The 25,043-nt window shown below is 67.3% G+C and carries 21 protein-coding genes, 1 tRNA gene and 1 pseudogene; 11 read left to right on the forward strand and 12 right to left on the reverse strand.

Annotated elements, in window-relative coordinates; genetic code table 11:
* Window positions 1–261: 261 nt before the first annotated feature.
* Entirely contained in the window at window positions 262–1,677 is a 1,416-nt protein-coding gene (locus ASD84_RS11400; protein WP_162251524.1) for a trypsin-like serine protease, read from the forward strand.
* Between the two features lie 901 nt (window positions 1,678–2,578).
* Here ASD84_RS11400 and ASD84_RS11415 read toward each other — a convergent pair.
* The 9 genes and pseudogenes from ASD84_RS11415 to ASD84_RS25100 form a co-directional block, all read right to left on the reverse strand.
* Complete coding sequence (locus ASD84_RS11415) at window positions 2,579–2,824, reverse strand: hypothetical protein (RefSeq protein ID WP_056710133.1); 246 nt, start codon at window positions 2,822–2,824, stop codon at window positions 2,579–2,581.
* A 190-nt stretch (window positions 2,825–3,014) separates the two neighbouring features.
* Window positions 3,015–3,251 (reverse strand): hypothetical protein, encoded by a 237-nt coding sequence (locus ASD84_RS25090; RefSeq protein WP_156391777.1) that lies wholly within the window; start codon window positions 3,249–3,251, stop codon window positions 3,015–3,017.
* A 309-nt stretch (window positions 3,252–3,560) separates the two neighbouring features.
* A pseudogene (locus ASD84_RS24735) lies at window positions 3,561–4,385 on the reverse strand (IS3 family transposase); the annotation flags it as partial.
* 47 nt (window positions 4,386–4,432) lie between these two features.
* Window positions 4,433–4,714: a transposase gene (locus tag ASD84_RS11425; RefSeq protein ID WP_056710949.1), complete on the reverse strand. Its 282-nt coding sequence runs from the start codon at window positions 4,712–4,714 to the stop codon at window positions 4,433–4,435.
* Window positions 4,715–5,115: 401 nt separating this feature from the next.
* Complete coding sequence (locus ASD84_RS11430; RefSeq protein ID WP_156391779.1) at window positions 5,116–5,571, reverse strand: hypothetical protein; 456 nt, start codon at window positions 5,569–5,571, stop codon at window positions 5,116–5,118.
* Window positions 5,568–6,926, reverse strand: a complete 1,359-nt coding sequence (locus tag ASD84_RS11435) for a hypothetical protein (RefSeq protein WP_056710138.1) — start codon at window positions 6,924–6,926, stop codon at window positions 5,568–5,570. The genes ASD84_RS11430 and ASD84_RS11435 overlap by 4 nt, the downstream gene beginning before the upstream one ends.
* Window positions 6,927–7,564: 638 nt before the next feature.
* Window positions 7,565–8,089: a helix-turn-helix domain-containing protein gene (locus ASD84_RS24740; RefSeq protein WP_082573300.1), complete on the reverse strand. Its 525-nt coding sequence runs from the start codon at window positions 8,087–8,089 to the stop codon at window positions 7,565–7,567.
* On the reverse strand, window positions 7,975–8,796 hold the full coding sequence (locus tag ASD84_RS25095) for a hypothetical protein (RefSeq protein WP_056710142.1): 822 nt from the start codon (window positions 8,794–8,796) through the stop codon (window positions 7,975–7,977). The genes ASD84_RS24740 and ASD84_RS25095 overlap by 115 nt, the downstream gene beginning before the upstream one ends.
* A gap of 11 nt (window positions 8,797–8,807) precedes the next feature.
* Entirely contained in the window at window positions 8,808–9,242 is a 435-nt protein-coding gene (locus ASD84_RS25100) for a hypothetical protein (protein ID WP_156391783.1), read from the reverse strand.
* 653 nt (window positions 9,243–9,895) lie between these two features.
* On the opposite strand from ASD84_RS25100, the gene mobF reads away from it, so the two are divergent.
* The 3 genes from mobF to ASD84_RS11460 all read left to right on the forward strand — a co-directional run bounded on the left by mobF (window position 9,896) and on the right by ASD84_RS11460 (window position 13,276).
* Window positions 9,896–12,628, forward strand: coding sequence for a MobF family relaxase (gene mobF, locus ASD84_RS11450; RefSeq protein ID WP_235531062.1), 2,733 nt, complete (start codon window positions 9,896–9,898; stop codon window positions 12,626–12,628).
* Window positions 12,629–12,781: 153 nt separating this feature from the next.
* Window positions 12,782–12,994 carry a hypothetical protein gene (locus tag ASD84_RS11455; RefSeq protein WP_056710144.1) on the forward strand — a complete coding sequence of 71 codons (213 nt, stop codon included), beginning with the start codon at window positions 12,782–12,784 and terminating at the stop codon, window positions 12,992–12,994.
* A gap of 9 nt (window positions 12,995–13,003) precedes the next feature.
* Entirely contained in the window at window positions 13,004–13,276 is a 273-nt protein-coding gene (locus ASD84_RS11460) for a helix-turn-helix domain-containing protein (RefSeq protein ID WP_056710146.1), read from the forward strand.
* A gap of 129 nt (window positions 13,277–13,405) precedes the next feature.
* Here ASD84_RS11460 and ASD84_RS11465 read toward each other — a convergent pair whose 3' ends face one another.
* Both ASD84_RS11465 and ASD84_RS11470 read right to left on the reverse strand, forming a co-directional pair.
* The gene (locus ASD84_RS11465) at window positions 13,406–14,665 is read right to left on the reverse strand and encodes a tyrosine-type recombinase/integrase (protein WP_056914046.1); all 1,260 of its coding nucleotides are present in this window, start codon (window positions 14,663–14,665) and stop codon (window positions 13,406–13,408) included.
* Between the two features lie 128 nt (window positions 14,666–14,793).
* A tRNA-Leu gene (locus ASD84_RS11470) sits at window positions 14,794–14,876 on the reverse strand.
* Between the two features lie 161 nt (window positions 14,877–15,037).
* On the opposite strand from ASD84_RS11470, the gene ASD84_RS11475 reads away from it, so the two are divergent.
* The 7 genes from ASD84_RS11475 to pknB are packed head-to-tail and all read left to right on the forward strand — an operon-like array spanning window position 15,038 to window position 24,245.
* Complete coding sequence (locus ASD84_RS11475; RefSeq protein ID WP_056710152.1) at window positions 15,038–15,775, forward strand: FhaA domain-containing protein; 738 nt, start codon at window positions 15,038–15,040, stop codon at window positions 15,773–15,775.
* A complete protein-coding gene (locus ASD84_RS11480) occupies window positions 15,768–16,232 on the forward strand; it encodes an FHA domain-containing protein (protein ID WP_056710154.1) in 465 nt (154 codons plus the stop codon). Before ASD84_RS11475 ends, ASD84_RS11480 begins: the two co-directional genes overlap by 8 nt.
* Window positions 16,233–17,840, forward strand: coding sequence for a PP2C family protein-serine/threonine phosphatase (locus ASD84_RS11485; protein WP_235531063.1), 1,608 nt, complete (start codon window positions 16,233–16,235; stop codon window positions 17,838–17,840).
* Between the two features lie 33 nt (window positions 17,841–17,873).
* Window positions 17,874–19,259 (forward strand): FtsW/RodA/SpoVE family cell cycle protein, encoded by a 1,386-nt coding sequence (locus ASD84_RS11490; protein WP_056710155.1) that lies wholly within the window; start codon window positions 17,874–17,876, stop codon window positions 19,257–19,259.
* Complete coding sequence (locus tag ASD84_RS11495) at window positions 19,256–20,767, forward strand: peptidoglycan D,D-transpeptidase FtsI family protein (RefSeq protein WP_056710157.1); 1,512 nt, start codon at window positions 19,256–19,258, stop codon at window positions 20,765–20,767. Before ASD84_RS11490 ends, ASD84_RS11495 begins: the two co-directional genes overlap by 4 nt.
* Window positions 20,764–22,296, forward strand: a complete 1,533-nt coding sequence (locus ASD84_RS11500; protein WP_056710158.1) for a serine/threonine-protein kinase — start codon at window positions 20,764–20,766, stop codon at window positions 22,294–22,296. Before ASD84_RS11495 ends, ASD84_RS11500 begins: the two co-directional genes overlap by 4 nt.
* Window positions 22,293–24,245, forward strand: a complete 1,953-nt coding sequence (gene pknB, locus ASD84_RS11505) for a Stk1 family PASTA domain-containing Ser/Thr kinase (protein WP_056710161.1) — start codon at window positions 22,293–22,295, stop codon at window positions 24,243–24,245. Before ASD84_RS11500 ends, pknB begins: the two co-directional genes overlap by 4 nt.
* Here pknB and ASD84_RS11510 read toward each other — a convergent pair.
* Window positions 24,242–25,039 (reverse strand): DUF881 domain-containing protein, encoded by a 798-nt coding sequence (locus ASD84_RS11510; protein ID WP_082573302.1) that lies wholly within the window; start codon window positions 25,037–25,039, stop codon window positions 24,242–24,244. The genes pknB and ASD84_RS11510 overlap by 4 nt on opposite strands.
* Between the last annotated feature and the right edge of the window lie 4 nt (window positions 25,040–25,043).

Here is a 25,043-nt window from a genome sequence, read left to right on the forward strand (position 1 = left end):
TACTGACCATTGTTGTTCCTCGATGAAGGAACGGTCCGATAGTCCCCAGATCGTCGTATCTGGGACCGGCCGGAGGGTGACAGTCAGCCCGGCGGCCGTCGTTTTCGGCTGCCGCCTCCTTGTTCCCTTGCGAAATGAAGGAACCATTCTCACTTTGGCGCCGTCATTTCCTAAAGGACCGGACAGCGGCGCGCCGCGCCGTTAGCGTCGTACTCCCTTACACCCTCCGAGGGGCCTTATATGTCCAAGAGATTGCTCAGCGTGGCTACCGCCCTGATCTCCGCGAGCGTCCTCACTCTGGCGGCAGCGACCGCCGGGGCCTCATCGGAGGCAGACTCCGATGGCCCAGACAGGGCCGAACTCGAAGCAGCGCTGAAAGCGTGGACGAACGGAGAGCCCGCGGAACTCGCAAAGCTCCCGGACGACGCGCGCGGCGATCTCGCTCGAGGCGCCAACCTCTGGCCGACGTGGGGCGAACTCGAGATGCTCGAGGGCTTCGTCGACGGGGGAAATGCTTCCCGAGACTCGGATGTTCTTGAGATCGTCTGGCACGGCCCTCAGACCCAAGAGCTCGAGGACGTACGTCAACGCGCCGCCGACCGTGGACTGGTAACGACGCTCATCGAAGCGCGCTTCGACAAGGCCACCCTGGAAAAGGCCGTGCTGGACGTGGCCGCCGCACTGGAAACAGCAAAGATCAACTACGACGGCGTCGGGCCTAAATGGCCCTACGCCGGCCTGAAGATTGACCTTCCCCTCTACGACGCCGAGGCCTCCACATTGATCGAGGCCAAATCGGTGGCTGAGCGTGCGATGCCCGGCATTCCCATCGAGGTCGTCCCCTACGACACTGGCTGGAAGCCAGGCGAGAAGATGAACATCGGGACAGCAACCTCGCGGCAGAACGATACGGGGTCAGTTGATGCCGGAAGCACCACCAGGAACAACCACGTCGCGACTAATGGCAATCCCTGCACCACGGGCCTCAACTTCACCCGGCCGGGCAATCCTAACTACCAACTGCAGGCCGCCCATTGCACCCAGTTCGTGAACAACGTCCCCATCGAAACCTGGGCCGGCGGCCTTAACTTGGGCATCAGTCGAGGTGTCCAGATTTTCTGGGGTACGGGCGTCGACTCCGTGGGGCCGCGTCTCGACGCTGGTCTCATCGAACTGGACAACCCCCCACGGGCCGTCAGCACCAGTGTCTTCGTCGGATCGGCGACAACTTCGACAAAGAGCGCTGTCGCCGCGACGTCATCGATCCCGTACAACCAAGGGCTATGTGTGTCTGGAGGATCCTCTGGATTCCACTGCCAGGCGGAGCGCAACTCCGAGCAAGTCCTCAGGTGTATCGAACTAACCGCTGCCGGAGCGTGCGTACGCCACGCGAATATCGTCGCCATCACCTCGACTAACCCGAATCAAGTCGTGATCGCACAAGGTGACTCCGGTGGCCCGGTGTTCTGGTACACCAACACCGGCGGCCTGACTATCACGTCCATCGTCGAAGGCTTCAGGAATGGCTTCACGTGTAGTTCCTCGCAGAGCTTCTTCTGGAACTTCACCGATGATGGCGTGTTTTGCACGATTACTGGAGGACGGGTGACTGCCCTTTCATCGATCGGCAACGCGCTCGCGGGCTTGGGGTTCGACTCGGCGACAACCTCCGGGTAGCCGCGACGATGTTGTCCCGTCATGACGTCGCCAGGGGCCGCGGTCGCCGCGCGACCGCGATCGCCCTACTCACTGGTGTCGTGCTGGCGTGCCTCGCGTGGGTGGTGCTTGATTCGAGCACCGATCGAAACCAGAGGGCTCCCGACCCGAGTTCGGTAAGTGCTTGCGAAGCCGTGGACGAGCTGTTGACCGCAGAGTCGAAACAGACGACTCCGGTACCAGGTCGAACTCTCAGCGGCACTCTGACCGAGATCTCCCGCTACGCTCACGGATCCCTCGCTGACACGATTTCCGCTCTCGGAACCGAAACCCATCAGACCGGCCCTCAGTTCGTCGACGACCCAGTCTCCGTGCCGCTCTTGGTCGACGAGGATCGGATTAAGCGGTACCACGAAGCCTTTGCTGCGGTCATAAATGAATGTCGAGACGTCGGCGTAGATCTCACCCGACACGCTCCGGAGGGCAACTGGCAGGGACGGGAGTTCATGAGGCGGGAGTAGCGGGGGACGCGAGCGATCACGAGGGTGGCGGCCACTGCCTGCCTGACAGCACCGCGTACGGGCGATGGGAGCTGGTCCTGGCGCAGCACATTGCCGCGTTCGACTCCCTCACCGCCCACCCGTCGCGCTGGCACGCGATCGTGTGGATCGCTTGCATCAACGGGGCTCTCTGACAGTCGACCAGGATGCAGACACGTTGAGCGAGGTCGGAATTCGCTTCACTGCCGTCGACCTCGAGGCCGGCCAAGCGATCCACCAATGGATGCTGAACCTGGCACAGCGAAACATCATCGAGCCACTGGACAGCCCGACAGCGGAGTGGGAGTCGTTGTATCGGCTCCGGTCTTCGGTTGAATCGCCCCGGGTCTGATGGAGGCTCGGGACATCCCGGGGCGGTTCAATCAGGCACCCTCAGGGCCGCCTGGACGGGTCGCGACCCTGTCGAAGGCGATGACAGCCGCGATGAGCTCCCTCACGGAAGCAGCGTCAAGATCCTCTCGCTCGAAGATGGGCGAATCGGGGTTGGCTACGGTGATCCCACCCTGCTGGGCAGTGGAGAAGCCGACCTCGATCCGAACGCCATTGGCCGTTACGATCACGGCCGCGATCGTGCCGTCGGGCAGGCTCGTCAAGCTCTCCACCCTCACCGGAAGACACCTCCGCTCACGTACTGGCCAATCCAATCGCTGCCGACTTCGTATGTGGAGCCGCCTGCCCAAGGATCTCTGACGACGAAGGGGCCTTCTCCAAGGAGTGAGGTCACGACCATGTGCCCCGGCCCGTGACTGTCTGCAATGGCCGCAGGAGACAGCAGTCCGTGGACGCGTCGCCGAATGCTCAGCACAGGTCGTCGCCTGCCTCGCGGCGGTCCAAGTAGGCGCCGAGCACCGCAGCTGCCTCGTCGTGTTCAGGTAGTGCTTCAAAACAAGCTAGGTGAACTCCCGAGTCATTAAGATGCTCGGCGTCGGAGGAGGACGCGAATAGAGCCGGAGGAAACAGTTGGATTTCGTCGCCTTCCGCGACTACGAGACCACAGATGTGGCAGAGGCTCTTGCCGCGAATGATCATCGCCATGCGATCGTCCCTCCCGGCCCGAACAGAATTATCTGGCCGTGCTCGAGCAGGATCGAGCTGCTCTGGCCGAGTTGGCTCAGCATCGCGACATCGTCAGCAGAAGGCCCAAGCGCCGGCAGATGGTACGGATGCGTATGAGCCAGCACCTGAGTGACGTCCGAGCTGAGATCGATGCCCGTCGCTCCTCCAGCGTGGATTTGAAACTGTCTGGCCCCAGGTTTCTGGTCCACCCGGTGTGAGAGTTCCGGGCTAGGCATCGAGTCGCTGGCCGGAGACGGACTGGTCCAGGCGCAGTGGTGGTAGTCCCTCTCACGGGCAACCACCATCCTCTTCGGGATCGACTGTGTCTGGATACATCTTCGCGTACGCGGCGGGCGTCTTGCCGCCAAGGCCGCGGTGGGCGCGGCGAGTGTTGTACTTCTCGGTCCACTCGTTCACGACGTGCCTGACTTCGATCACTGAGTGGTAGATCTCGTGGCCGAAGAGCTCTCTGGCCATGGTCCCGTTGAAGCGCTCGACGTAACCGTTCTGCTGGGGCGAGGCCTTGGCCACGAAGACAGCCCGGACGCCCTGGTCGTTCAGCCATTCACGCAGGGTGTCGGCCACGAACTCGCGGCCGTTGTCGGCCCGGATCAACGAGGGTTTCCCGTGGCGCTCGAAGAGAACCTCGAGGTGGCGTTGGACATGGATCGCACCGATCGACCTGGCCACCCATGAACCCAGCGCGACACGGGTGAACTCATCGATCACGTTCAGCACTCGAACCGCTCGCCCATCGTTGGTCCTTCGGGTCACGAAGTCATAGGACCAGATGTGGTTGCGACGTAGAGGTGGCAGCTTCCACAAGGAGTTCTCGTCGTCCCCTAGCGCCTTCTGACCTGCATCTTTGGCTTTGCGTGGGGGCACCTGGAGGCCTTCTTGGCGCCACAATCTCTCGATGCGTTTCTTGTTGACCTGCCAGCCCTCCTCGACAAGGAGTGCGTGGATCATCCGGTATCCCCACTTCGGGTGCCGGCCCGCGAGCTTCGTCATCCGCGCGACCAGTTGCGACTCGAAATCGGACGGGACCGGGGTGTAGCGGTTGGAGGATCGGTGCTGCCCGACCAGTCGACACGCACGCCGCTCACTCACCTGGAACTTCTTCTGAAGGTGAGCAACAGCGTCGCGTCGACGGGCCGGGCTTAGAAGTTTCCCTTCTGCAGATCCTTGAGCATCGAGATGTCCAGGGCCTGCTCAGCCACGATCCGCTTCAGCCTGGCGTTCTCCTGCTCGAGCGTCTTGAGCCGGATCGCCTCGTCCTCCTTCAACGCGCCGTACTTAGTGCGCCACCGGTAGAACGTCTGCTCGCTGACCCCGAGGCGTTTGCAGACCTGCGGGATCGTCGCCCCCTGGCCCTGCAGCTTCTCCGCGTCTCGCAACTTCGCCACGATCTGCTCAGGCGACAACCGTTTCGATGCAGCCATCACTTACACCGGTCCTCTCACTCATGGATGGATTCTCACAAGTTCTGGACCAAAATTCGGGGGGCCGGACAACCTGGATGCTGTCGCACCGCCGGCAGGCTCAACGAGTATCGGCGTGAACGGGCCGAACTTGAGCGGTCTGTAGTTATTGCGACTTGAGCGAAAGACTGCCCCCTAGTGCTGAGTGGGCGACGGCTGGTCACCCTCGGCGTCGAGTCTCAGCGCTCGACGCCGCACGCGCGGCCGCAGCCCGCGCACGCGATCGACCAGAGCAGTGCAAGGCGATATATCGCGATACAGCCGGTAACTTTCGTTATGTCCGACTTGTGGTCTGCGTATTGCGCCAGACGAATCAGCGGCGCTGATGCACCCCAATAGCGTCGATCCCTGTACTCGCGATCTCACTCCTCGTTATCGAAGCCGAAGTCGAGGACGGTCTGTTCATCTTCTGCCGCAAGGCATGCAACTGCCTGATCGCGGGCGCCGGCCGGAAGGTCGGCGACCGGGACTCGGCGTGCGACTCCGCTCACAACGTCACCTACGGCGTAAGTGACGCCCGCGTCCGTCTTGAGACCGGGGGGATCGATGATCTCAGTGAAGCCGGGGACCATCAGCAATACGCCGTCAAGGGTGAAGCAGCCCCTTTGGTTAACCTCGAGTGCATCCGTGAGGGGGTCGCCTCCGACTTCGCGGAGCGCGCTTCCTTTCAAGACCGTGAGCTCTTGGCCAGGCGAAACCTTTCCGGTTGAAGACTCTGCGCCGGGATTCTCACTGGGTTTTTCTTCGGAGCAGCCGCTGATACTGGAGCTGAGCGCGATGCCGACGACCAGGGCCGCTCCCGAGAAGCGCACGTTCATTGCGTCAGCACATCGGCGTGGAGGTACACGGGAAGGGCGCGAATTCTGGTGAAAAAGGATGTGTCGGCGCTTGAGTTGAACCCAGAGGTGATTCCGATCGCCGTGTTGGCGCTGAACCAGGGACCTCCACTGTCAGTGTGGTCGATGATATTCGTGGTGGTCGTCGCGATGCGACAAATCTGCACAATTCCTGTGGGGCCCGGCCAGTCTGCGCTGAAACAGGTGTCTGGGTCGTCGACATTCGTGCAGTCGAACCCGGAGAGGATCCCGTTGGCGCAAACGAACTGATTGTCTACGGGGTTCGCCCAAGACAAGACGCTGCGGAGGTCGGTCGTCGTTTCGGACCACTGGAACCGATTGTCGGTTGTGTGCCCCGAAAGGGTCCTGTGGAACTGGAGATCTACGACGTCGGTCCCCGACGGATCAGCATGATCGACGTACTGAATGATGCCGGCGACGTTGCGATACGTCATGGTGTCGGGGCAGTGCCGAGCGGTGACCATGCCCCGAACTCCGTTCCGGACGGCGGTGAAGCCGCCTGTGCACTGCACGAGGCCGCCGCTCCAGAGGTCCCGGCCGCCAATGACCGTGTTGGCGAGTAAGTTCCTACTTTCGGCATCGACGAGCTGGACCTCGACCTGAAGGTCTTGGTTGCCGGTCGCCTTTCGGACGGTAGCTGTCAAAACCGCCAGTACGCGGTCGAGGTCCTCGGTGGTGAGGTCCTGACTGCTGGCGAACTTGACCTTGATGCCGGAGCCTGCGTCATTCAGACCAGCGGATCCGACCCCGGAGACAGCCACATCAAGTTCACCCAGCGCTCGAAGCGCGGCCGATGACGCAGTTGCTTGGGCATCGCCGTCCAGCTTGATGCCTCCGAATCGGATCTCGGTAATTCCGTTCAGTGCCTTCAGCTCGTTCAGGACCTTCTCGTCGGGTGCTGATACAAGCTGGATGTAGTAGTTGTACGAGCTGTCGGCGTCGCTGGAGATTCCTGCCTTCACGAAGTTGCCCGGGAAGGACATCTCGATGGCGGTCGCTGCAACTGCGAAGGCGGCCTCGTTCGCGAGGTCAATCGCGCTTACCGTGGGATTTCCCTTGTTCGCCGAGTACCGCTCCGCATCTTGAGCAGCTGCCTCACTGACCTCCGCGGGACGTCCCGTTCCGGTGACCTGCACGATGTCGAAGTCGGCTGCTGAGATTGGAGCGGTGTGCGCCAAGACCAGCCGTTCGTCAGGCTCGGCCGCGTTGTCACTGAATGCTGGCCCAGAGAAGGCGAAGGCTGGTGCCAGGACGGCGATCGCCGCGGCCGCAGTCAACCAAGCCGACTCCTTACGAGTCGGACTAATGCTCTTCATGTTTGGTTCTCCTGTTGCTATCAGCAAGTAGGGGCGCGGCTCGCAAAGTCGAAGAACGTGGTCGTCCTCACAAAGGGTGTGACGTTGGGAAACGCTCTCACGTTCCCAACATCCGCGGGCCTTTTAGAGGGATCTGGCTAGCCGCGCGTCACAAGTGGGTCGGGGATGCCGCGTGTTGTGGCAACGGGGCCTGGCTCCGGGCTCCAGTTGGAAACGATCGGCCGTCTCGAAAAACGCCGCGCGGCAGTCGACAAACAGGTGAGCGAACTCGACCAGACGGTCTTCAACGTCGGCTGGACTGTGCTGCCAGAAGGCCATGCGCGCAGGCTCCGAGCATGTCGCGCGGCCGCCCGACGAACTCAGGCGTGGCGAGCCGTATCGACTGCTCGTGCGCGCAAGTCGCCTCACCGGCCATCGACCGGAATATGCCCGGAGCTTGAAACGCGCGGTGTCCACTACTGCAGCACTGGCGATACAACACCACCCGACAGTGCCTGGTCAGTCGTCGCGGACAAGCCGGCGCGAGGGTCGCGACGTCGCCCTAGGATCCGCGGGCAGGCGATCCCAGAAGACCTCGTCCGTGACGGACAGGTACCTGGACGGCCTGGCAACCGATCAGTAAAGAGAGGGCGAGAGTTTCACCGAGAGGGTTGTTCGCCGACCTCCGGGCTGCGGGCTTCTTCCCAGACCCGGATCGAGGTTACGAGGTCCTCATAGGTACGTGTGTTCGCCGGCGAGTGAAGCCAGCGAGCTGCGGCAGCCGCAACGGCGTCAGCCAGACCCTCCCCGTTGTTGACTCCCACGAGCTCATCGACGTCCACGCCCAACTTTGCCGCGATGTGCTCGAGCACGCTGACGCTGGGGCGTCGCTCACCGTGCTCGATGCGGGACAGGTAGGCGGCACTCACGCCGGCACCAGCCACAGCTTCGGCCTGGCGCAAGCCTGACCCGAGTCGGCGGGCCCGGATCCTCGATCCCAGGGTTGCTGGGAGGATTCGTTGGTGCGCGAGCACTTGAGCGGGCGTCATCAAACCGAGTCCATCATCGATTAAGTCCACGGTCCTGCTGGCGAACGATCCCGCTGCTCCGGGCTGGCCGTGGCTTGGCGTTTCGCCCGTTCTTCGTTCGGGTGGCCTCCGTTGCCGGCCGGCCCTGCGCGACATTCGGACCGCATCCGCGCCTCGACGGCCTGGGAGTCGTCGACCTTACTGTTGAGGTCCTGCGCAGTGGCTTCGCGCCGCTCCGCGCAGTCCCAAGCAACCTCAGCCTTCTCGTCGAGTTCGCCGCGGTCCTCGCGCAGATCCTGCGCGACTTCTTGAGCCTCGTGGATCTCCTCGCTCTTCGACGACGGATCATGCTCCGTCTTCGCCGCGTGCTCCTCAGCGCCTCGGCGAGCAGCATCAGCCCGGTCGGCGGCGGCCGTGAGCACCACCGCCTCGGCGGTGTCTCGCGCAGCTCGAGCACGCTCGGCGGCCGCGAGCTCTGCCGGCACGGTGGCCAGGTCGACCAAGCGCGGGTCGACGTCGTAGCGACGCCGGATCTCCTCAGTCATGAATTCCTCGACCCTGCGAGCCTCGGGGTCGAGCTCGCTCCACACAGTCGCGACCTGGTAGACCTCCGCGACTCGTTCGGGTGTGGGGTTGGTCCACCACTGAGGATCGTCGACCGAGCGGTACGACGTGCGTGCAGCGTCGCGCTCTGCGTCGAGCCGGGCCGTGAGGTCGGCCGCACGTGCCTCGGTCTCCGCTCGTCGACGTTCGGCGATCAGCTCGGCGGCCTTGGCAGCCGCTTCGGTCAGTCGCGTAACCACGGTTGCCGCGACGCGCAAGTGCTGCCCGACCGCCTCGTGGATCTCCTTCTGCTCGTCCATGTCTGTTCTCCCTATCTGTCGATGCCACGGTCCGGGCGCCCCGATGCGCCCGGAGCCTGCCGCGGCCCGATCTGCGGCCGCTCGGTCGCTCCCGGCGTACGTACCGGCCCCGTCGAACATCTACCTGTCGCCGGCATGACCCCGGTGCTCGGGGAGGCACCAACTCCGGCTGCTTCCAGCCTTCGGGAAACCATGTCGAGATCTCTTCGCACCACCAGCTGAATGGTCCGCGCCCGACGGGCGGCGGCCTCAGCTCGGTGCATGTCGTGCAGTGCCTTGGCCAGGTTGGCCAGCTGCTTGAGTACGGCGACGTAGGCCGCCGGGCCGGGCCGGCTCGCGGCGAGCAGCAGGTATGCCGTGCCGGCCGACGCCATCGATCGTCGCGGCGTCCGCCGTGGCTCGACGATCGTGCTCGAGCGCGCCAAGGCATCAGCAGTTGCAGGCACCGGACCAGGCGTTGCCTCAGTCCTCAACGACCATGCAGCGAACGCACCGGATGGTCGCTGACGGAGCCAATCGGTCCGTCCGTCTACGCACTCATCGGCATGAGCGTGCGGGTCGCGCACGGCGACGGGGACAACAGGCGAAGCCTGCACTCACACAGCTCACGCCGTTCCCAGCGGAGGGGACTGCTGCTAGAAAGCGTGGCGAGTCCCCTGGATTTTCGACGTCAATCAGATCGATTTCATCGTCGAGGATCGAGCTACGTGAACGCCGACCCGGAGCCAAACGACCTCCGTTGCTGTCGCGATCGGCGTGCTCGGCAGCGCCGCAGACGGTCTGCCGCGGCGCCTGCGCAGCCCGGGAACCGTCGGCCTGGTGCCTCTGGGGACGTGCCACTTGCTGTCGACTGCGCCCTGTAACTGCACCTTTGCCACCCCTAAAGCATCACCGCTGACATTCCATCGCCGCCATCCGACCGCGAGCCCCCGATGACGAACGGTGACGGATTCTGACGAGCCCGAAAACCCGCTCGCCCTGAGGCGATTCGAAGGCTCGAAACCGAGCGGCACGCATGCTACGAAGGTCCGTAGATCGATCAGCACGGCCCGTCCCCCCAAGGGCGGGCCGGTGTCATTTCAGGGGTCTTTGACGAACCGTGACGGGCGGTGACGAGCACATCATGCACGGTGGCGTGAAGTTCTACCGCGGCTCAGCAGCCGCCGCACGTTCCTACGTCGAGGCCGACCACTCACGTGCGGACGACTACTACCTGACCGAGGGCAGCGGCGTTGCCGAGCACTACGTCGTCGACGTGAGCGACGACGGAACTGCGATCGTCCGGCGACCGGATCTTGACGGTCCGGCGTACGAGAAGTGGGTCGCGGGGTACGACGTCGCAACCGGTGCCGCGAAGGGGCGGTTGCGTGATGACGATCGCGCGTTGCGGTTCGTCGAGGTGGTCGTCAACGGGCCGAAGACCTGGTCGCTCGCTGCCGCACTCCATCCGGATCTCGCTGCTGCGTACGAAGCTGCACAGACCCATGCGGCCGAGGAGGTCATCGGGTGGGTCGCCCAGCACGCGACCACGCGCATCGGTCCGCGTGGCCGACAGGTCCAGGTGCCCGTCGAAAAGATCGAGGCCGCGGTCGTTCGGCACTACACCTCGCGCGCCGGTGACCCGCACCGCCACCTCCACGTCCAGATCAACACACGCGTGTACGCAGCCGGCGCCTGGCGTGGCCTCCACTCCGTCGGAGTCGTGGACTCCATCGAGGCACTCAACGGCATCGGTCACGCCGCCGTCATGTGCGACCCCGAGTTCCGCGCTGCGCTCGCCGAACATGGCTACACCCTCGACGACTCCGGCGAGATCAAGGAGCTCGCTCCGTACGCGGGTCGGTTCAGCCAACGCACCTCGCAGATCAACCGCAACGTCGACCGCTACGAAGCCGAATGGCGCACCGACCACCGCGGCGAAGAACCGGGTCCGAAGCTGCGACAGTCATGGGACCGCCGCGCATGGGCCGACGCACGACCCGACAAAGTCGTACCCGCCAGCGGCGCCGACCTCGTCACCCGCTGGAACGGTGAACTGCACGACCTCGGCTTCCGTCCACCGACAGAAACAGTTGAGGTTCACTCAACGGCTATCGGTCGGTTGCGTCGCGACGCCGTCGTCGACCTTGTCCTCACCCGACTCGGAGCGAAACGCTCGGCATGGAACGCGGCCGACATCCGCGGCGAAGTCGAGAAACTGATCCCCGCCGTCGGCATCATCGCCGACCGAGCAGTGCGCACAGAACTTGCAGAGGACCTCACCGCACGGGCAGTGTTCTCGTGTCGCCCGCTGCGCGAACGCGGCGACGTTCCCGAGCACATCAGGAACCTCACCTCCGACCGGGTCCTCGACGTCGAAGCGAACCTGATCGACGCCATCGCAACCCGCGCACTGCAACCAGTTCGACCATCAGTTCCGATGCGGGGGTGGGAACACCTCGATGCCGCGCAGCGGAACGTTGTTGCTGCACTTGCCGGTGACGCTGGCCTGCTCGTGATTGAGGGCGCGGCCGGTACCGGGAAGACCACCACCCTCGCCGCCGCCCGTGATGCGCTCGATGCCAGCCACTGCCGACTCGTTGTCGTCACCCCGACCCTCAAAGCCGCCCAGGCTGCGCGCCAACAGGTCGGCACCGACGCGTTCTCCGCCGCGTGGCTCATCCACCAAAACGGATTCCGATGGGACACCGACGGCCACTGGTCACGCATCGACCTTGCCCGCGAACAGATCAACGCCGTGGCACGGCTGTCGCCTGGCGACGTACTGCTCGTCGACGAGGCCGGGATGCTCGACCAAGACACCGCCCGCGCACTGTTCGCGATCGCTGACCGCGCCGGCGCGACTGTTGCGCTCCTCGGGGACCGCCACCAACTGCCCGCCGTCGGTCGCGGCGGGCTACTCGACCTCGCAACGCGCTGGGTGACACCCGAAGCACACCTCGAGCTCGAGTCCGTGCACCGGTTCGTCGACCCCGCGTACGCCAACCTCAGCCTGCTCATGCGCTCTGGTGAGCGATCTAGTGAGATCTTCGACGCCCTCCTCGAGCGCGGACTGATCACGATCCACGCCACCGAGGTCGAACGCACCGCCGCCCTCGCGGACATCGGCGCTGCAAGCGAGGACCTGATCATTGCCGACACCCGCGAACAAGTCGGCGCCCTCAACGCCGCTATCCGCGACCACCGCCGCCGCACTGGTGAGCGGGTTGGTGAGCGGAATGGTGAGCGGAATGGTGAGCCTGTCACCCGTCGTGGTGAGCGGATCGGGCTCGGTGACCGTGTCGCCACCCGTCGCAATGACCGCGACCTTGGCGTCGCCAACCGCGACGTGTGGACTGTCGCCGGCATCGGAGACGACGGGAGCCTTCTCGTCGCTGGTCGCGCCGGCCAACGAGAACTCCCCGCCGACTACGTCGGCGAACACGTCGAGCTCGCCTTCGCCTCGACCGTCTATGGAGCCCAGGGCGAGACCGTCGACTCCGCCCACCTCGTCATCGGCGAAACGACCGGTGCCGCAGCGGCGTACGTCGCGATGACCCGCGGCCGCCACAGCAACACGGCGCACCTGGTCGCCGACTCTGTTGATGACGCCCGCGACCAATGGGTGGGCGTGTTCAGCCGCGACCGAGCCGACCTCGGCCCCGGATACGCCGCCATCCGTGTCGATGAAGACGTCGAGCGCTACGGCATCCAGACGTCACGTCCGGAGACAACGCTCCAGGCCGCTGCACTGAAGCGCGCACTGGCCGATGGCCTGGCCGGACGTCGGCCGCGACCCGAAGACCGGCAATACATGAGTCCTCCACCGGTTGGGCCGGGGATCGGCCGATGACATTCCTGACCAGGGGTGATCGGTGATCGCACCGGGGCGATGCGCGACATAGGTGACTGTGAGAGGTCAACGGCTGCCGTCCGATCTAGGACAACAGCGGTTGCTTCTCCGGCCATGAGCGCCGCCCGGCGCACCGCCGACTGAGGAGTCACCATGACGATTGCACCGATCAGCGTCCCCGAGGAGTGGGACGACAACGCGATTCTTCTGTTCGAGGAGTTCTGCGCCTTCATCCGCACCCCGCAGCGCACCGTCCGTGAGTGGCGCCGCCTCAGGCGCGGACCACGCTGGTGGCGTTTCAACGGCAACGGCCGGCTCTACACAACCGTCGCCGAACTGCGCCGCTTCCTGGGTCCCATCGCCTGAGGAGTCGTCGTGACCACTTCACCGATCAACCCCGATGTCGTAGCGGAGCCAACCCAAGGACGTTCATCGCTACTGACGATCGACGAGGCGGCGGCCTACCTCAATGTGCCCGCACGATGGGTCGCCGAAGCGGTCCGACAACGGAAGGTCCGCTGCACGCGCATCGGTAAGCACGTCCGATTCCGGGCCGAGCACCTCGAGGAACTCATCGTCGCCGGCGAGCAGCCCGTCACCACAGAGGTGGTCACCCTTCACCGCGATCGACGTCGCGCCCGGCTGTGAGCCTCGGGCGATACCGCGTTGAACAATTGCGGCAACATGGTTGGCGCGTTGTTCCGGGTTCAGCGCCAGTTGCCCCAGCGTCGCCCGGTCGAACGGGCTTGCTGGCCTCCATGGAGGTCGCTCGGATGCTCATACCCCGGCCTTGGGTCGCACGGTCTGGCCGGACAGAGCGGTGTCGATGATCCCGGAGATCAGCTCATCACCGGCTGAGAGCAGGTGACCGTAGGTGTCGATCGTCGTGGTGATCGACTCGTGACCGAGGCGGGCCTGGATGTGTGGCAGCGGTGCGCCGCCGGCGACCAGCCAAGCGACGTGAGTGTGTCGAAGGTCGTGGAAGCGGAACCTGCCGATGCCCTCGGCCTCGAGCGCTTTCATCAACCTGCGCCACACGTGCGTGCTGAAGTCACCGTTGTGCAACGGGTAGCCCGCGTTCGACACGAAGACGAAGTCGTCGGCCGCCTTGTCCTTGAGCCGCTCGCGCAGGACGGCGACCAGTGCTGGGGAGATCGTGATGGTGCGGCGTGACTTCGTCGTCTTCGGTACGCCGAGATGGTGGTCGCGCATCGTGTGCTTGGGCTTCAGCAGCTTGGCCAGCCAGCCGGGGACATCGGTGCTGTCGTCCTCTCCGTTGCGCTTCCATGCCTTGTTGACCCGGATCGTGCCGCGTTCCAGATCCACGTCCGAGGCCCACAGCGCGCCGAGCTCCCCGAAGCGCATGCCCGTGCCCACAGCGACCACCAACAGGTCGGCGTACCCGCCCGCCAGCTCGACCGCCCTCTTTAACTCCAGCTCGGTGAGGAACCGCAACTCCGGGCGCGACTGCTTCACACGCGACATCCGCGGCGCCGTTCCGATAGCGGTGTTCGCGCTGAGGTAACCAAGCTTGACTGCGTAGGCGAACACGCCGTGGATCAGACCGTGGTAGTTCGCCTTCGTCTTCAGCGACCGGTCCCAGTCGATCAGCCACTCCTTCAGGTCCGCCTCTGTGATCGCGGTGACCGGCTTGGTGAAGATCAGCGCCCCACGGATCCGGGTCTTCTCCAGCACGCCCAGGTGGCCGAGGTAGCGCTTGCGGGTGCCGGGCGTGAGGTCGACGATCTGGCGGACGTACTCCTCGCCGATGTCCACGAACCGCGGCGGCGCCTTGAGCGGATCGGTTTCGCCGGGTGGGCGGACAAAGCCCTCACCCTTCACCCAGCCCTCAGGCCATCGCTGGCCAGCAGCGTCGACCATCTTCCGGAAGCCGTCGGCCCGTGCCAGGTTCTGAGCGTCAGTGCCGACGCTGAACGTCTCGACCTGTTTTGCACCGTCGCGGGCGCCTCCGAGGCGCCACATCACTCTCGCAGAGACGCCGCCGTCGCCGCGCTTGCGCTTCTCTATCCACGCCATACCAGGACCTTCCGAGTGTCGCTGGTGCCCCCATCGTGCCCCCATGGGGCCAAACGGTGGTGACGAGGCTACGCCCGAAATGAGTGAAACCCCAGGTCACCCTGGGGTTTCACACCAACTGCTCAACGTGCGCGAGGGGGGATTTGAACCCCCACGCCCTTTCGGACACTGCGACCTGAACGCAGCGCGTCTGCCGTTCCGCCACTCGCGCGTGAAGCGTCGGCAAGGTTATCCCAGTCCGCGCCACTCGCCCAAAACCGGGTCGCCGATGCCGGGACCACGCGGGGTCGCGGACGATGTACCGGGTCCGGAAGGGCACCACCGATACGATCGAGAGACCCGTCAGACGACCTCGGAAGGGAGGGCACCCACGTGGGGGGACTGCAGCGTTTCGAGCAACGGCTCGAACAGGCGATCTCCGGCGCGTTCGCGCGCACCTTCCGGAGCGCCGTCCAGCCGGTCGAGATCGCGGCCGCTCTCCAGCGCGAGCTGGACAACAAGGCGCAGGTGCTCTCGCGGCATCGTCGACTGGTGCCCAACAGCTTCGCCGTCGAGCTCTCGACGGGTGACCTGGACCGGCTCGGACCCTATGACGCGGCGCTGGAGACCGAGCTCGTCGAGCAGCTGACCGAGCACGCCGAGCTGCAGTCCTATGTCTTCCCCGGGCCGATCCGGATCGTCTTCGAGGCAGCCGACGACCTCGGCACCGGGCGGTTCCGGGTGCGCAGCCAGGCCGAGGCGTCCGTCACCGGACAGGCCCGGCGCGGCGGCGGCCAGCGCACCCGCGCGGTCATCGAGGTCAACGGCACCCAGCACGCGCTGCAGGCGCCGGGCCTGGTGGTCGGCCGCGGCAGCGAGGCCGACATCCGGATCAACGACCCCGGCGTGAGTCGGCGTCACGCGGAGTTCCTGATCACCACCCAGTCCGGGGACGGCTTCGCGCCGGGTGAGGGACCGGTGCACATCGAGGTCCACGACATGGGCTCCACCAACGGCATCCGGGTCGACGGCCAGAAGGTCGCCCGCTCCGCGCTGCGCGACGGCTCCCGCGTCCAGATCGGCCACACGTCGCTCGTACTTCGACTGCTCGAGGAGGCGGCCGATGTCTGAGCTGACCCTGTTCCTGGTCCGGATCGCCTACCTGGCGATCCTGTGGATCTTCGTCCTCTCCGCGATCTCGGTGATCCGGTCCGACATGTTCGGTGCCCGGGTGCCCACGCCCGCCGGACCGGGCAAGCAGCCGAAGCCGCCGAAGGCACCCGCGCCGCGCCGTGGGCAGCCCAAGGAGGTCGCCGTCGTGCAGGGCGTCAACACCGGGATCGTGGCCGACCTCGCGAACGCGCCCGTCCTGATCGGTCGCGGCAACGACGCGGCCATCCGGCTCGACGACGACTACGTCTCCACCCGCCACGCACGGATCGTGTCCTCCGGCGGGCAGTGGTACGTCGAGGACCTCGGCTCCACCAACGGCACCTACATCGGCAGCCAGCGACTCACCCAACCCGTCCCCGTGGGCCTCGGCTCGCAGATCCGGATCGGAAAGACCATCGTGGAGCTGAGGAAGTAGATGACCGAACCGACACCGCCGGACGGTCCCGAGACTCCCCTCCCGCCGCCCGCCGAGCCGATGCCCGCCGAGCCGATGCCCGCCGAGCCGCCGCCCGCCGAGCCCACCAGCGACCGGCCGGTCGACCCGGACCCCATCGCGGGCCCGACCGTCGAGTCCGACACCGTGCTCCCCGCGATCCCGGTCGACACCGTCGACGCCCCGGTTCGCGCCCCGCGCCCCGCCCTGGCCTTCAGCTTCCACGCCGTCTCCGACGTGGGCCGGGTGCGCAAGGACAACCAGGACTCCGGGTACGCCGGCCCGTGGCTGCTCGCCGTGTGCGACGGCGTCGGCGGCGCCGCCCGCGGCGACATCGCGTCCAGCACGGCCGTCAACGAGCTGCGCCAGCTGGACGAGGCACCGGGTTCGGTCGACCTGATCGACCGGATCAACGACGGCCTGAACGAGGCCCACGTCTCCATCGGCGCCCAGGTCGACCACGACGCCTCCCTCAGTGGCACGAGCACGACGGCCACCGTCGGGCTCTTCGACGGGTCGCGGCTCGCGCTCGGCCACGTCGGCGACTCGCGCGCCTACCTCTACCGGGACGGCGAGCTGTCGCAGCTCACCAACGACCACACCTTCGTCCAGAGCCTGATCGACGAGGGCCGGATCACCGAGGAGGAGGCGCGGGTCCACCCGCACCGCAACCTCATCCTCAAGGCCCTCGACGGCCTGCACGACGTCGAGCCGGACCTGTTCTCGATCGAGCTGGTCGCCGGCGACCGGCTGTTCTTCTGCAGCGACGGCGCCTGCGGCGTCCTCGACGACCGCCGGATCACCGAGATCCTCGCCGACGGGACTCCCGAGTTCTCCGCGGTCGAGATGGTGCGCGCCAGCCTCGAGGCCGGCAGCTCCGACAACGTGACCTGCGTGGTCGCCGACGTCCATCTCGCGCCCGACCCGGATGCCACTGCCGTCGTACCCCCGGAGCCGCAGATCGTCGGCGCCGCCGCCGACCTGAAGCAGCGGCGCCCACGGGCGCTGTTCCGTGGACACCGCTCCGGCGACACCGGCGAGCTCGAGCCGATCGACGAGGAGATCCCGGCCGGCGTCGACTACGCCATCCGCGCCGACCCGCCGCCGGACCCCGAGGCGGTCCGCTACGCCCTCCAGCCTCCGCCCCGGTTCACCTGGGCACGCCGCCTGCTCGCGCTGGCCGTGCTGCTCGGCCTGGTCTGGGTGGTCCTCGGTACGGCGTACTGGTGGAGCCAGCGGCAGTACTACATCGGCGAGCAGGAGGGCGAGGTCGTGCTGTTCCAGGGCGTCGACGTCCCTGGCCTCTCCGACGTCGTGTGGTCCCCGGGCCTGTCCTTCGAGGACCTCAGCCAGGCCGACCAGAGCGCCGTCGACGGCCGGTTGAACTACGACAACTACGAGGAGGCCGTGAAGAAGCTGCGCCAGCTCGCGGACCACCCGGACCAGACGCCGACCGACGACCCGACCGACCAGCCGACCGACCAGCCGACCGAGGAGCCCTCCGCCACGCCCCCGACGACGTCCACGACCAGTCCTGCGCCGTCCTCCGGCGAGGCGAGCGACTTCGGCGACCCGGCCGACGGCTCCTGAGCGCGCCACGACGGCACGGACGGCGACACTGACATGGCCACCAACTCAGCCCTGATGGGCTTCGTCCACCGCAGGCGGCGGGGCGCGGAGCTCTTCTTGCTGATCCTCGCGCTGCTCGTCGGCGTCGGCGCGTACGCCGCGGTCGGGCTCGGCGTCGACGGTGAGGTGCCGACCAACCTGATCGGGTACGGCGGCTGGCTGACCCTGCTCGTCGTCGCCGCCCACGTCGCCGTCCGCCGGGTCGCGCCGTACGCCGACCCGGTGCTGCTGCCTGTCGTGGCAGCCCTCAACGGCCTGGGCCTGGCGATCATCCACCGCCTCGACCTGGCCAGGGAGACCGGACTGGCCAGCCAGCAGCTGACCTGGATGACGCTGGGCGTCGTGCTGTTCATCGGCACCCTGGTGGTGCTGCCCGACCACCGCCTGCTCGCCCGCTTCACCTACACGTCGGGCCTGGCCGCGATCGCGCTGCTGATCCTTCCGATGCTGCCGGTGCTCGGCACCGAGATCAACGGTGCCCGGATCTGGATCTCCGTGGGCCCGTTCAGCTTCCAGCCGGGCGAGATCGCGAAGCTGCTGCTCGTCGTCACCTTCGCCGGGTACCTCGTGGTCCACCGCGACGCGCTGGCACTGGCCGGGCGTCGCGTCCTGTTCCTGGACCTGCCCCGCGGCCGCGACCTCGGACCGATCCTGATGATGTGGGTGGTCAGCCTCGGCATCCTGATCCTGCAGCGCGACCTCGGCTCCAGCCTGCTGTTCTTCGGCCTCTTCCTGGTGATGCTGTACGTCGCCACCGAGCGCCCGGGCTGGATCGTGGTCGGCGGGCTGATGTTCTTCAGCGGTGCGGCCGTTGCGGTCAAGATCTTCTCCCACGTGCAGAACCGCGTCGACATCTGGCTCGACCCGTTCGCCGACCCGAGCGGCAGCGGCTACCAGCTGGTCCAGGCCCTCTACGGCTTCGCGTGGGGCGGCCTGATCGGCCGCGGCCTCGGTGAGGGCATGCCCGAGCGGGTGCCGTACGCCGAGTCCGACTTCATCCTCGCCGCGATCGGCGAGGAGCTCGGTCTGACCGCGGTGATGGCCGTGCTGCTCCTCTACGGACTCGTGGTCGAGCGGGCGCTGCGTGCCGCGCTGATCTCGCGCGACGGCTTCGGCAAGCTGGTCGCCACCGGACTCGCGGCGGTGTTCGCGCTGCAGATCTTCGTGGTCATCGGCGGCGTCACGCGGCTGATCCCGCTGACCGGCCTGACCACACCCTTCCTGTCGTACGGCGGCTCGTCCCTGGTGGCCAACTGGGTCATCATCGCGATCCTGCTGCGGATCTCGGACCAGGCCAGGCGGCCGGTCCCGGACCTCAACGAGCAGCAGGACGATCCCGACGAGCAGCAGACCCAGATCGTGAAGGTGGTGCCGTCATGAACAAGCCGATTCGTGCCGTCTCGATCTTCTGCATGTTCCTGTTCCTCGCCCTCATGGCGAACGTGACGTTCCTGCAGTTCTGGCGCGCCGACGAGTACAACACCGACCCGAAGAACTCCCGGGTCGCGGCCGCGGCGTTCAGCCGAGAGCGCGGCCTGATCCTGGTCGGCGAGGACCCGATCGCGCGCAGCGAACCGGTCGACGACCAGTACAAGTACCTCCGGGTCTACCCCGGGAAGCAGCTCTACGCACCGGTCACCGGCTACCTCCAGCTCGGCAGCCAGACCGGCATCGAGCGCAGCCAGAACGAAGTGCTCTCCGGCGAGGACCCGCGGCTGTTCGTCAACCGCCTCGTCGACCTGCTGAAGGGCGACACCAACCAGGGCGGCAACGTCCTGCTCACCCTCGACCCCGCCGCCCAGCGCGCGGCGTACACCGCGCTGCGCGACACCGTCGGTCCCGAGGGCGAGGGCGCGGTCGTGGCGATCGAGCCGAAGACCGGTCGGATCCTCGCGATGGTGTCCTTCCCGTCGTACGACCCGAACAAGCTGGCCTCCCACGACCGGGAGACCCGCGAGAAGGCGTACGACACGCTCGACGGCAACAAGCGTCAGCCGCTGCTGAACCGGGCCATCCAGACCCGGCTCTTCCCCGGGTCGACGTTCAAGGTGGTCACTGCCGCGGCGGCGATCGAGAACGGGGTCTACGACGCCGACGACGACGTGCCTGCGGGCGCGACCTGGCAGGCGCCCGGCACGTCCGGCTCGCAGAACGTGATCGACAACGAGGGCCGCGCCGGCTGCAACCCGGCGAAAATCTCCTTCTCGGCAGCGATGGAGAACTCCTGCAACACGGCCTTCGCGAAGATGGCCGTCGAGGTCGGACCGGAGAAGCTGCGTGAGCAGGCCGAGAAGTTCGGCTTCAACAGCGACTACCTGCTGGACCTCGGACCGCAGGCCCGGTCGGTGTTCCCCGAGGAGGTCGTCGACACGATCGACGACGTCCAGCAGGACCCGCGCGAGCTCAACGACGCGGAGACCGCACGCTCCGGCTTCGGCCAGTTCTCGGTCCAGTCGACGCCCCTGCAGATGGCGATGGTGGTCTCCGCGATCGCCAACCGGGGCGCGCTGATGCGGCCCTACCTCGTCGACGAGGTGCAGACCGCGACCTTCGACGTGCTGGAGACGACCGAGCCGGAGACGCTCCGCGACGCGATCTCACCCCAGACCGCCGACCAGCTCACGGACCTGCTGGTCGCGACCGTCGACGACGGCACCGCCTCGCCCGCGGCGATCGACGGCGTCAGCGTCGCCGGCAAGACCGGTACGGCGCAGCGCGGCGTCGAGGGCAAGGCGCCGTACGGATGGTTCGTGTCGTTCGCCCCGGCCGACGACGCCCAGGTCGCCGTGGCCGTGATGATCCAGGAAGCACCAGGCAAGGAGATCGCGGGCGGCCAGCTCGGCGGCCCGATCGCAAAGGCAGTGATGGAAGCGGTGTTGAACAAGTGAACTCCGAGCAGCGGCAGTACGCCGACCAGGCCGGGCGCTATCACCTCGACTCCGTGATCGCCACCGGCGGCATGGGCGTGGTCTGGCGGGGCACGGACACGCGCCTGAACCGTTCGGTCGCGGTGAAGGTGCTCAAGCCCGAGTACGCCGACGACCCGATGTTCCGCACCCGTTTCGAGGCCGAGGCGCGCAGTGCCGCGGCCCTGCACCACCCGGGCATCGCCGGGGTCTACGACTACGGCGCCAGCGAGGTCGGCGGCTCCCTGCCGCCGTACCTGGTGATGGAGCTGGTCGACGGCCAGCCGCTCTCGAGCCTGCTCGCGACCGCGCGCGGCAACAACCGCACGCTCGACACCGCCGTGGTGCAGGACCTCGTCGCCCAGACCGGCGAGGCGCTCGCCGTGGCGCACCGCGCCGGGATCGTGCACCGTGACGTGAAGCCCGCGAACCTGCTGGTCACCGCCGATCGCCGGGTCAAGATCACCGACTTCGGCATCGCGCGCGCGGCCGACGCGGTCGCGCTCACCCGCACCGGTTCGGTGATGGGCACGCCGCAGTACCTCAGCCCGGAGCAGGCCCGCGGCAACGCGTCGACGCCTGCCTCCGACGTCTACTCCCTCGGTGTCGTGGCCTTCGAGTGCCTGACCGGGCGCCGTCCGTTCGACGCCGAGACCCCCGTCGCGACCGCGCTGGCGCACCTCCAGCAGCCCGTCCCCTCGCTGCCGTCGACGGTGCCGCCGGCCCTGGCGGCCGTCGTCACGCGCGCCCTCGCCAAGGAGCCGGCCGACCGGTACCCCGACGGTGCGGCGTTCGCCGCCGCCGTACGCGGGGCCAGCCTCGACCCGTCAGCAGCAGGGGCAGTGCCGCCGACCCCGGCCGAGGGTTCGACCCAGGTCCTCCCGGCCACGCCCTCGCACCTCGCGGTCCCAGCGCCGATCCCGGTGCCGGCCGCCGTGCCCGGCCAGCCGATCCAGCGCCTCGACGCGCCGGGGGCGTACGCCGGCTCCCCGGAGGCCCAGCGCCAGGGGCGTTCTCCGTGGCCGGCCGCGATCGCGGTGATCCTGCTCGTCATCGCCGCCGTGGTGGTCGCGGCGCTGCTGCTCGGTCGCGACGGTGACGACGACCCGGCCGCCGACGACACCACGTCCGAGGCGCGCACCACGCCGACCACGGAGTCGTCGTCCAGCGAACCCACCGAGACGACCGAGACCACCGACGAGGCCGCCACGGTCCAGGTCGACGACACGCCGTACTCCTGCACCCGCGACTACCGCGACGCCGTGGCCGACCTGCAGGACAAGGGCCTGCAGGTCACCTGGGAGCAGGACTCCGCCGTCAACGACGGGACCTGCCCCGCCGACACCGTCGTGCGGTTCTCCACCAACGGCACCTTGAACGAGGGCGACCCGATCACCGTCTACTACTGGGGCCCGGTCGTGGAACCGACCGAGGAGACCACCCCGACCGACGAGACCACCGACCCGACCGACCCGCTGAGCGACCTCACTGACGGAGGTGCGGACGGATGACCACTCCTCCGACGGAGCCCGGCTCGGGCGGTCCGACGGTCGGCGGCCGGTACGAGCTCGCCGAGCTCCTCGGCCGCGGCGGCATGGCGGAGGTCCGCAAGGGCACCGACACCCGGCTCGGCCGGGTCGTCGCCGTCAAGCGGCTGCGCACCGACCTCGCCAGCGACCCCACCTTCCAGGCGCGTTTCCGCAGGGAGGCGCAGTCCTCGGCCTCGCTGAACCACCCCTCGATCGTGTCGGTCTACGACACCGGCGAGGAGCGCACCGTCGGCGGCGTCGACGACGGCGAGATCGTCCCCTACATCGTCATGGAGTACGTCGCCGGGCGCACCCTGCGCGACATCCTGCGCGAGGGTCGCAAGATCCTGCCCGAGCGCGCCCTGGAGATCACCAGCGGTGTGCTGTCCGCGCTGGACTACAGCCACCGCGCGGGGATCATCCACCGCGACATCAAGCCCGGCAACGTGATGCTCACCCCGTCGGGCGACGTCAAGGTGATGGACTTCGGCATCGCCCGCGCGATGAGCGACGCCCAGTCGTCGATGACCCAGACCGCCGCGGTCGTCGGTACGGCGCAGTACCTCTCCCCGGAGCAGGCGCGCGGCGAGACCGTCGACTCACGCTCCGACGTGTACTCCGCGGGCTGCCTGCTCTACGAGCTCCTCACCGGACGGCCGCCGTTCGTCGGCGACTCACCGGTGGCGGTGGCCTACCAGCACGTGCGGGAGCCCGCCGTACCCCCGTCAACGCACGAAGCCGACCTCACTCCGCAGATCGATGCGATCGTGATGAAGTCGCTCGCCAAGCGGGTCGAGGACCGCTACCAGTCGGCCGCCCAGATGCGCGCCGACATCGAGCGCTACCTCGCCGGCCGGCCGGTGCAGGCGGCCGTGAGCGACGGCACCACCGTGGTGCCCGTCGTCGGCGGGCCTGGGACCAGCGTGACCAACGCGACCGACGCACACCACGAGACCGCCGTCCGTTCGGCGGTGCCACCGGCGCGCGACGACGACCGGCGCAGCCGGGTGGCGCTGTGGGTGGTGCTCGGGATCGTCGTCCTGGCCCTCCTCGGAGCCGCCTTCTGGAGCCTGCCCAAGCTGTTCGACACGACGCCGCCCGACGTGAAGGTGCCCTCCGTGCTCGGCCTCGACAGCGACGTGGCGCGCGACCGGATCGGCGACGTCGGACTGGCCATCGACGACCGCTCCACCGAGTGCAGCGACGAGTACCCCGAGGGCGGCCAGGTCATCAAGCAGGACCCTCTGGGCGACCGCTACATCGAACCGAACGGGACGGTGTTCCTGACCCTGTCCACGGGGCCCTGCGACTTCCCGATCCCGTCGGTCACCGACCAGCCATACAAGGACGCCGTTCGCGACCTGCTCGGCGCCGGCATCCTGCGGGCGAACATCAAGAAGAACGAGACCGACTGCAAGGACTCCGACGAGCCCGCGGGCACCGTCGTCACCCAGACCCCGGAGGCGGGGATGGCGATCGACACGTCCGCGATCGTCGAGCTGTGCGTCTCCGACGGGCCGGCCAAGGTGCCGAACGTCGTGGGCCGCACGCAGGCGGCGGCAGAGAAGGCGATCCGCGACGCGGGGTTCATCCCCGTCGTCAACAACGCGGCGGCCGACGACGACAGCCAGCCCAAGGGCCGGATCACCCGACAGGACCCCATCGCGGGTGAGCCGCTGCGCCAGGGCGACCGCGTCGTCCTGTACGTGTCGATCTACGAGAAGCCGGCAGCGCCCGTGGACACCGACGGCGACGGACTGTCGGACGCCGACGAGGCGACGGCCGGCACCAACCCCGCGGTGGCCGACAGCGACCTCGACGGCGTCAGCGACGGTGCCGAGGTCGCCGCCGGCACCGATCCGCTCAACCCGCTGGACCCGCCGCCCGGCGGCGGGCCGGGAGCGGGACGGGCAGCACACCGAACCGGCTAACGCAGGGGGCGCGCGTACTCCAGGTCGACGACGGCGTCGTACGCCGGCGCCTTGACCAGCTCGGGCTCCTCCAGCGACCAGCCGATCCGGATCTCGGCGTTGTCGGCGTCGGAGCGGTAACGGTTGACCAGCTCGTCGGTGTCGACCGAGGCCAGCAGGGCGGTCTGGTCGCCGACCGCCTCGATGACGTACGGCTGCGGGTAGGGCACGCCGGCGAGCTGGACGACAGGGCCCTTGCACTTGATGCCGGTCGTGCTGATCACGCGCTGCCCGGCGATCGTGACTGCCGTGGCGCCGCCGCTCCACAGAGCGTTGACGACGGCCTGGATGTCCTGCTGGTGCACCACGAAGCGGTTGAGGTTCAAGCGCTTCTCGGGCGGGAGCTCCCGGTTGCGCTTGGCGGCTTCCTCGAGGAGGTCCTCGGGTCCGTCGGCAAGGGTGATCCGGAGGCCGGCCCCGCGGCGCGGCGTGAAACCAGCCGGGTCATTGAGCTCCTCGACCTTGGCGCGCGCACTGTCGACCCCCTTGTCGCTGACGTCGGCGCCGAGCCGGTCGACCTCCTCCGAGAGCTCGTTGAACTGGTCCTCGACGGCCTGGTAGTCGGCCGCCTCGCCCTCCACCAGTCCCGCGAGATCGTTGTAGCGACCGGGGCGGAGGTCGGTGCCGTCACTGTTGGTGGCCGACACCGCGAGCAGGCTGCCGCAGAGCACCGCGACGGCGGGCGTACCGATCCGCCACGCCAACGAGCGGCCCGAGCGATGGCCCGTCGGACCGTCGGTGTGCGTACCCGTCATACTG

The sequence above is a fragment of the Nocardioides sp. Root682 genome (genome assembly GCF_001427795.1).
Lineage (GTDB): Bacteria > Actinomycetota > Actinomycetes > Propionibacteriales > Nocardioidaceae > Nocardioides.

Coding starts and splice junctions, on each gene's coding strand:
- ASD84_RS11485 (WP_235531063.1), top strand. CDS start 16,233: ATGACCGAACCGACACCGCCGGACGGTCCCGAGACTCCCCTCCCGCCG.
- ASD84_RS24740 (WP_082573300.1), bottom strand. CDS start 8,089: ATGTCGCGCAGGGCCGGCCGGCAACGGAGGCCACCCGAACGAAGAACG.
- ASD84_RS11495 (WP_056710157.1), top strand. CDS start 19,256: ATGAACAAGCCGATTCGTGCCGTCTCGATCTTCTGCATGTTCCTGTTC.
- ASD84_RS11465 (WP_056914046.1), bottom strand. CDS start 14,665: ATGGCGTGGATAGAGAAGCGCAAGCGCGGCGACGGCGGCGTCTCTGCG.
- ASD84_RS11490 (WP_056710155.1), top strand. CDS start 17,874: ATGGCCACCAACTCAGCCCTGATGGGCTTCGTCCACCGCAGGCGGCGG.
- ASD84_RS11455 (WP_056710144.1), top strand. CDS start 12,782: ATGACGATTGCACCGATCAGCGTCCCCGAGGAGTGGGACGACAACGCG.
- ASD84_RS11510 (WP_082573302.1), bottom strand. CDS start 25,039: ATGACGGGTACGCACACCGACGGTCCGACGGGCCATCGCTCGGGCCGC.
- ASD84_RS25095 (WP_056710142.1), bottom strand. CDS start 8,796: ATGGACGAGCAGAAGGAGATCCACGAGGCGGTCGGGCAGCACTTGCGC.
- pknB (WP_056710161.1), top strand. CDS start 22,293: ATGACCACTCCTCCGACGGAGCCCGGCTCGGGCGGTCCGACGGTCGGC.
- ASD84_RS11425 (WP_056710949.1), bottom strand. CDS start 4,714: ATGGCTGCATCGAAACGGTTGTCGCCTGAGCAGATCGTGGCGAAGTTG.
- ASD84_RS11435 (WP_056710138.1), bottom strand. CDS start 6,926: ATGAAGAGCATTAGTCCGACTCGTAAGGAGTCGGCTTGGTTGACTGCG.
- ASD84_RS25090 (WP_156391777.1), bottom strand. CDS start 3,251: ATGGCGATGATCATTCGCGGCAAGAGCCTCTGCCACATCTGTGGTCTC.
- ASD84_RS11480 (WP_056710154.1), top strand. CDS start 15,768: ATGTCTGAGCTGACCCTGTTCCTGGTCCGGATCGCCTACCTGGCGATC.
- ASD84_RS11430 (WP_156391779.1), bottom strand. CDS start 5,571: ATGAACGTGCGCTTCTCGGGAGCGGCCCTGGTCGTCGGCATCGCGCTC.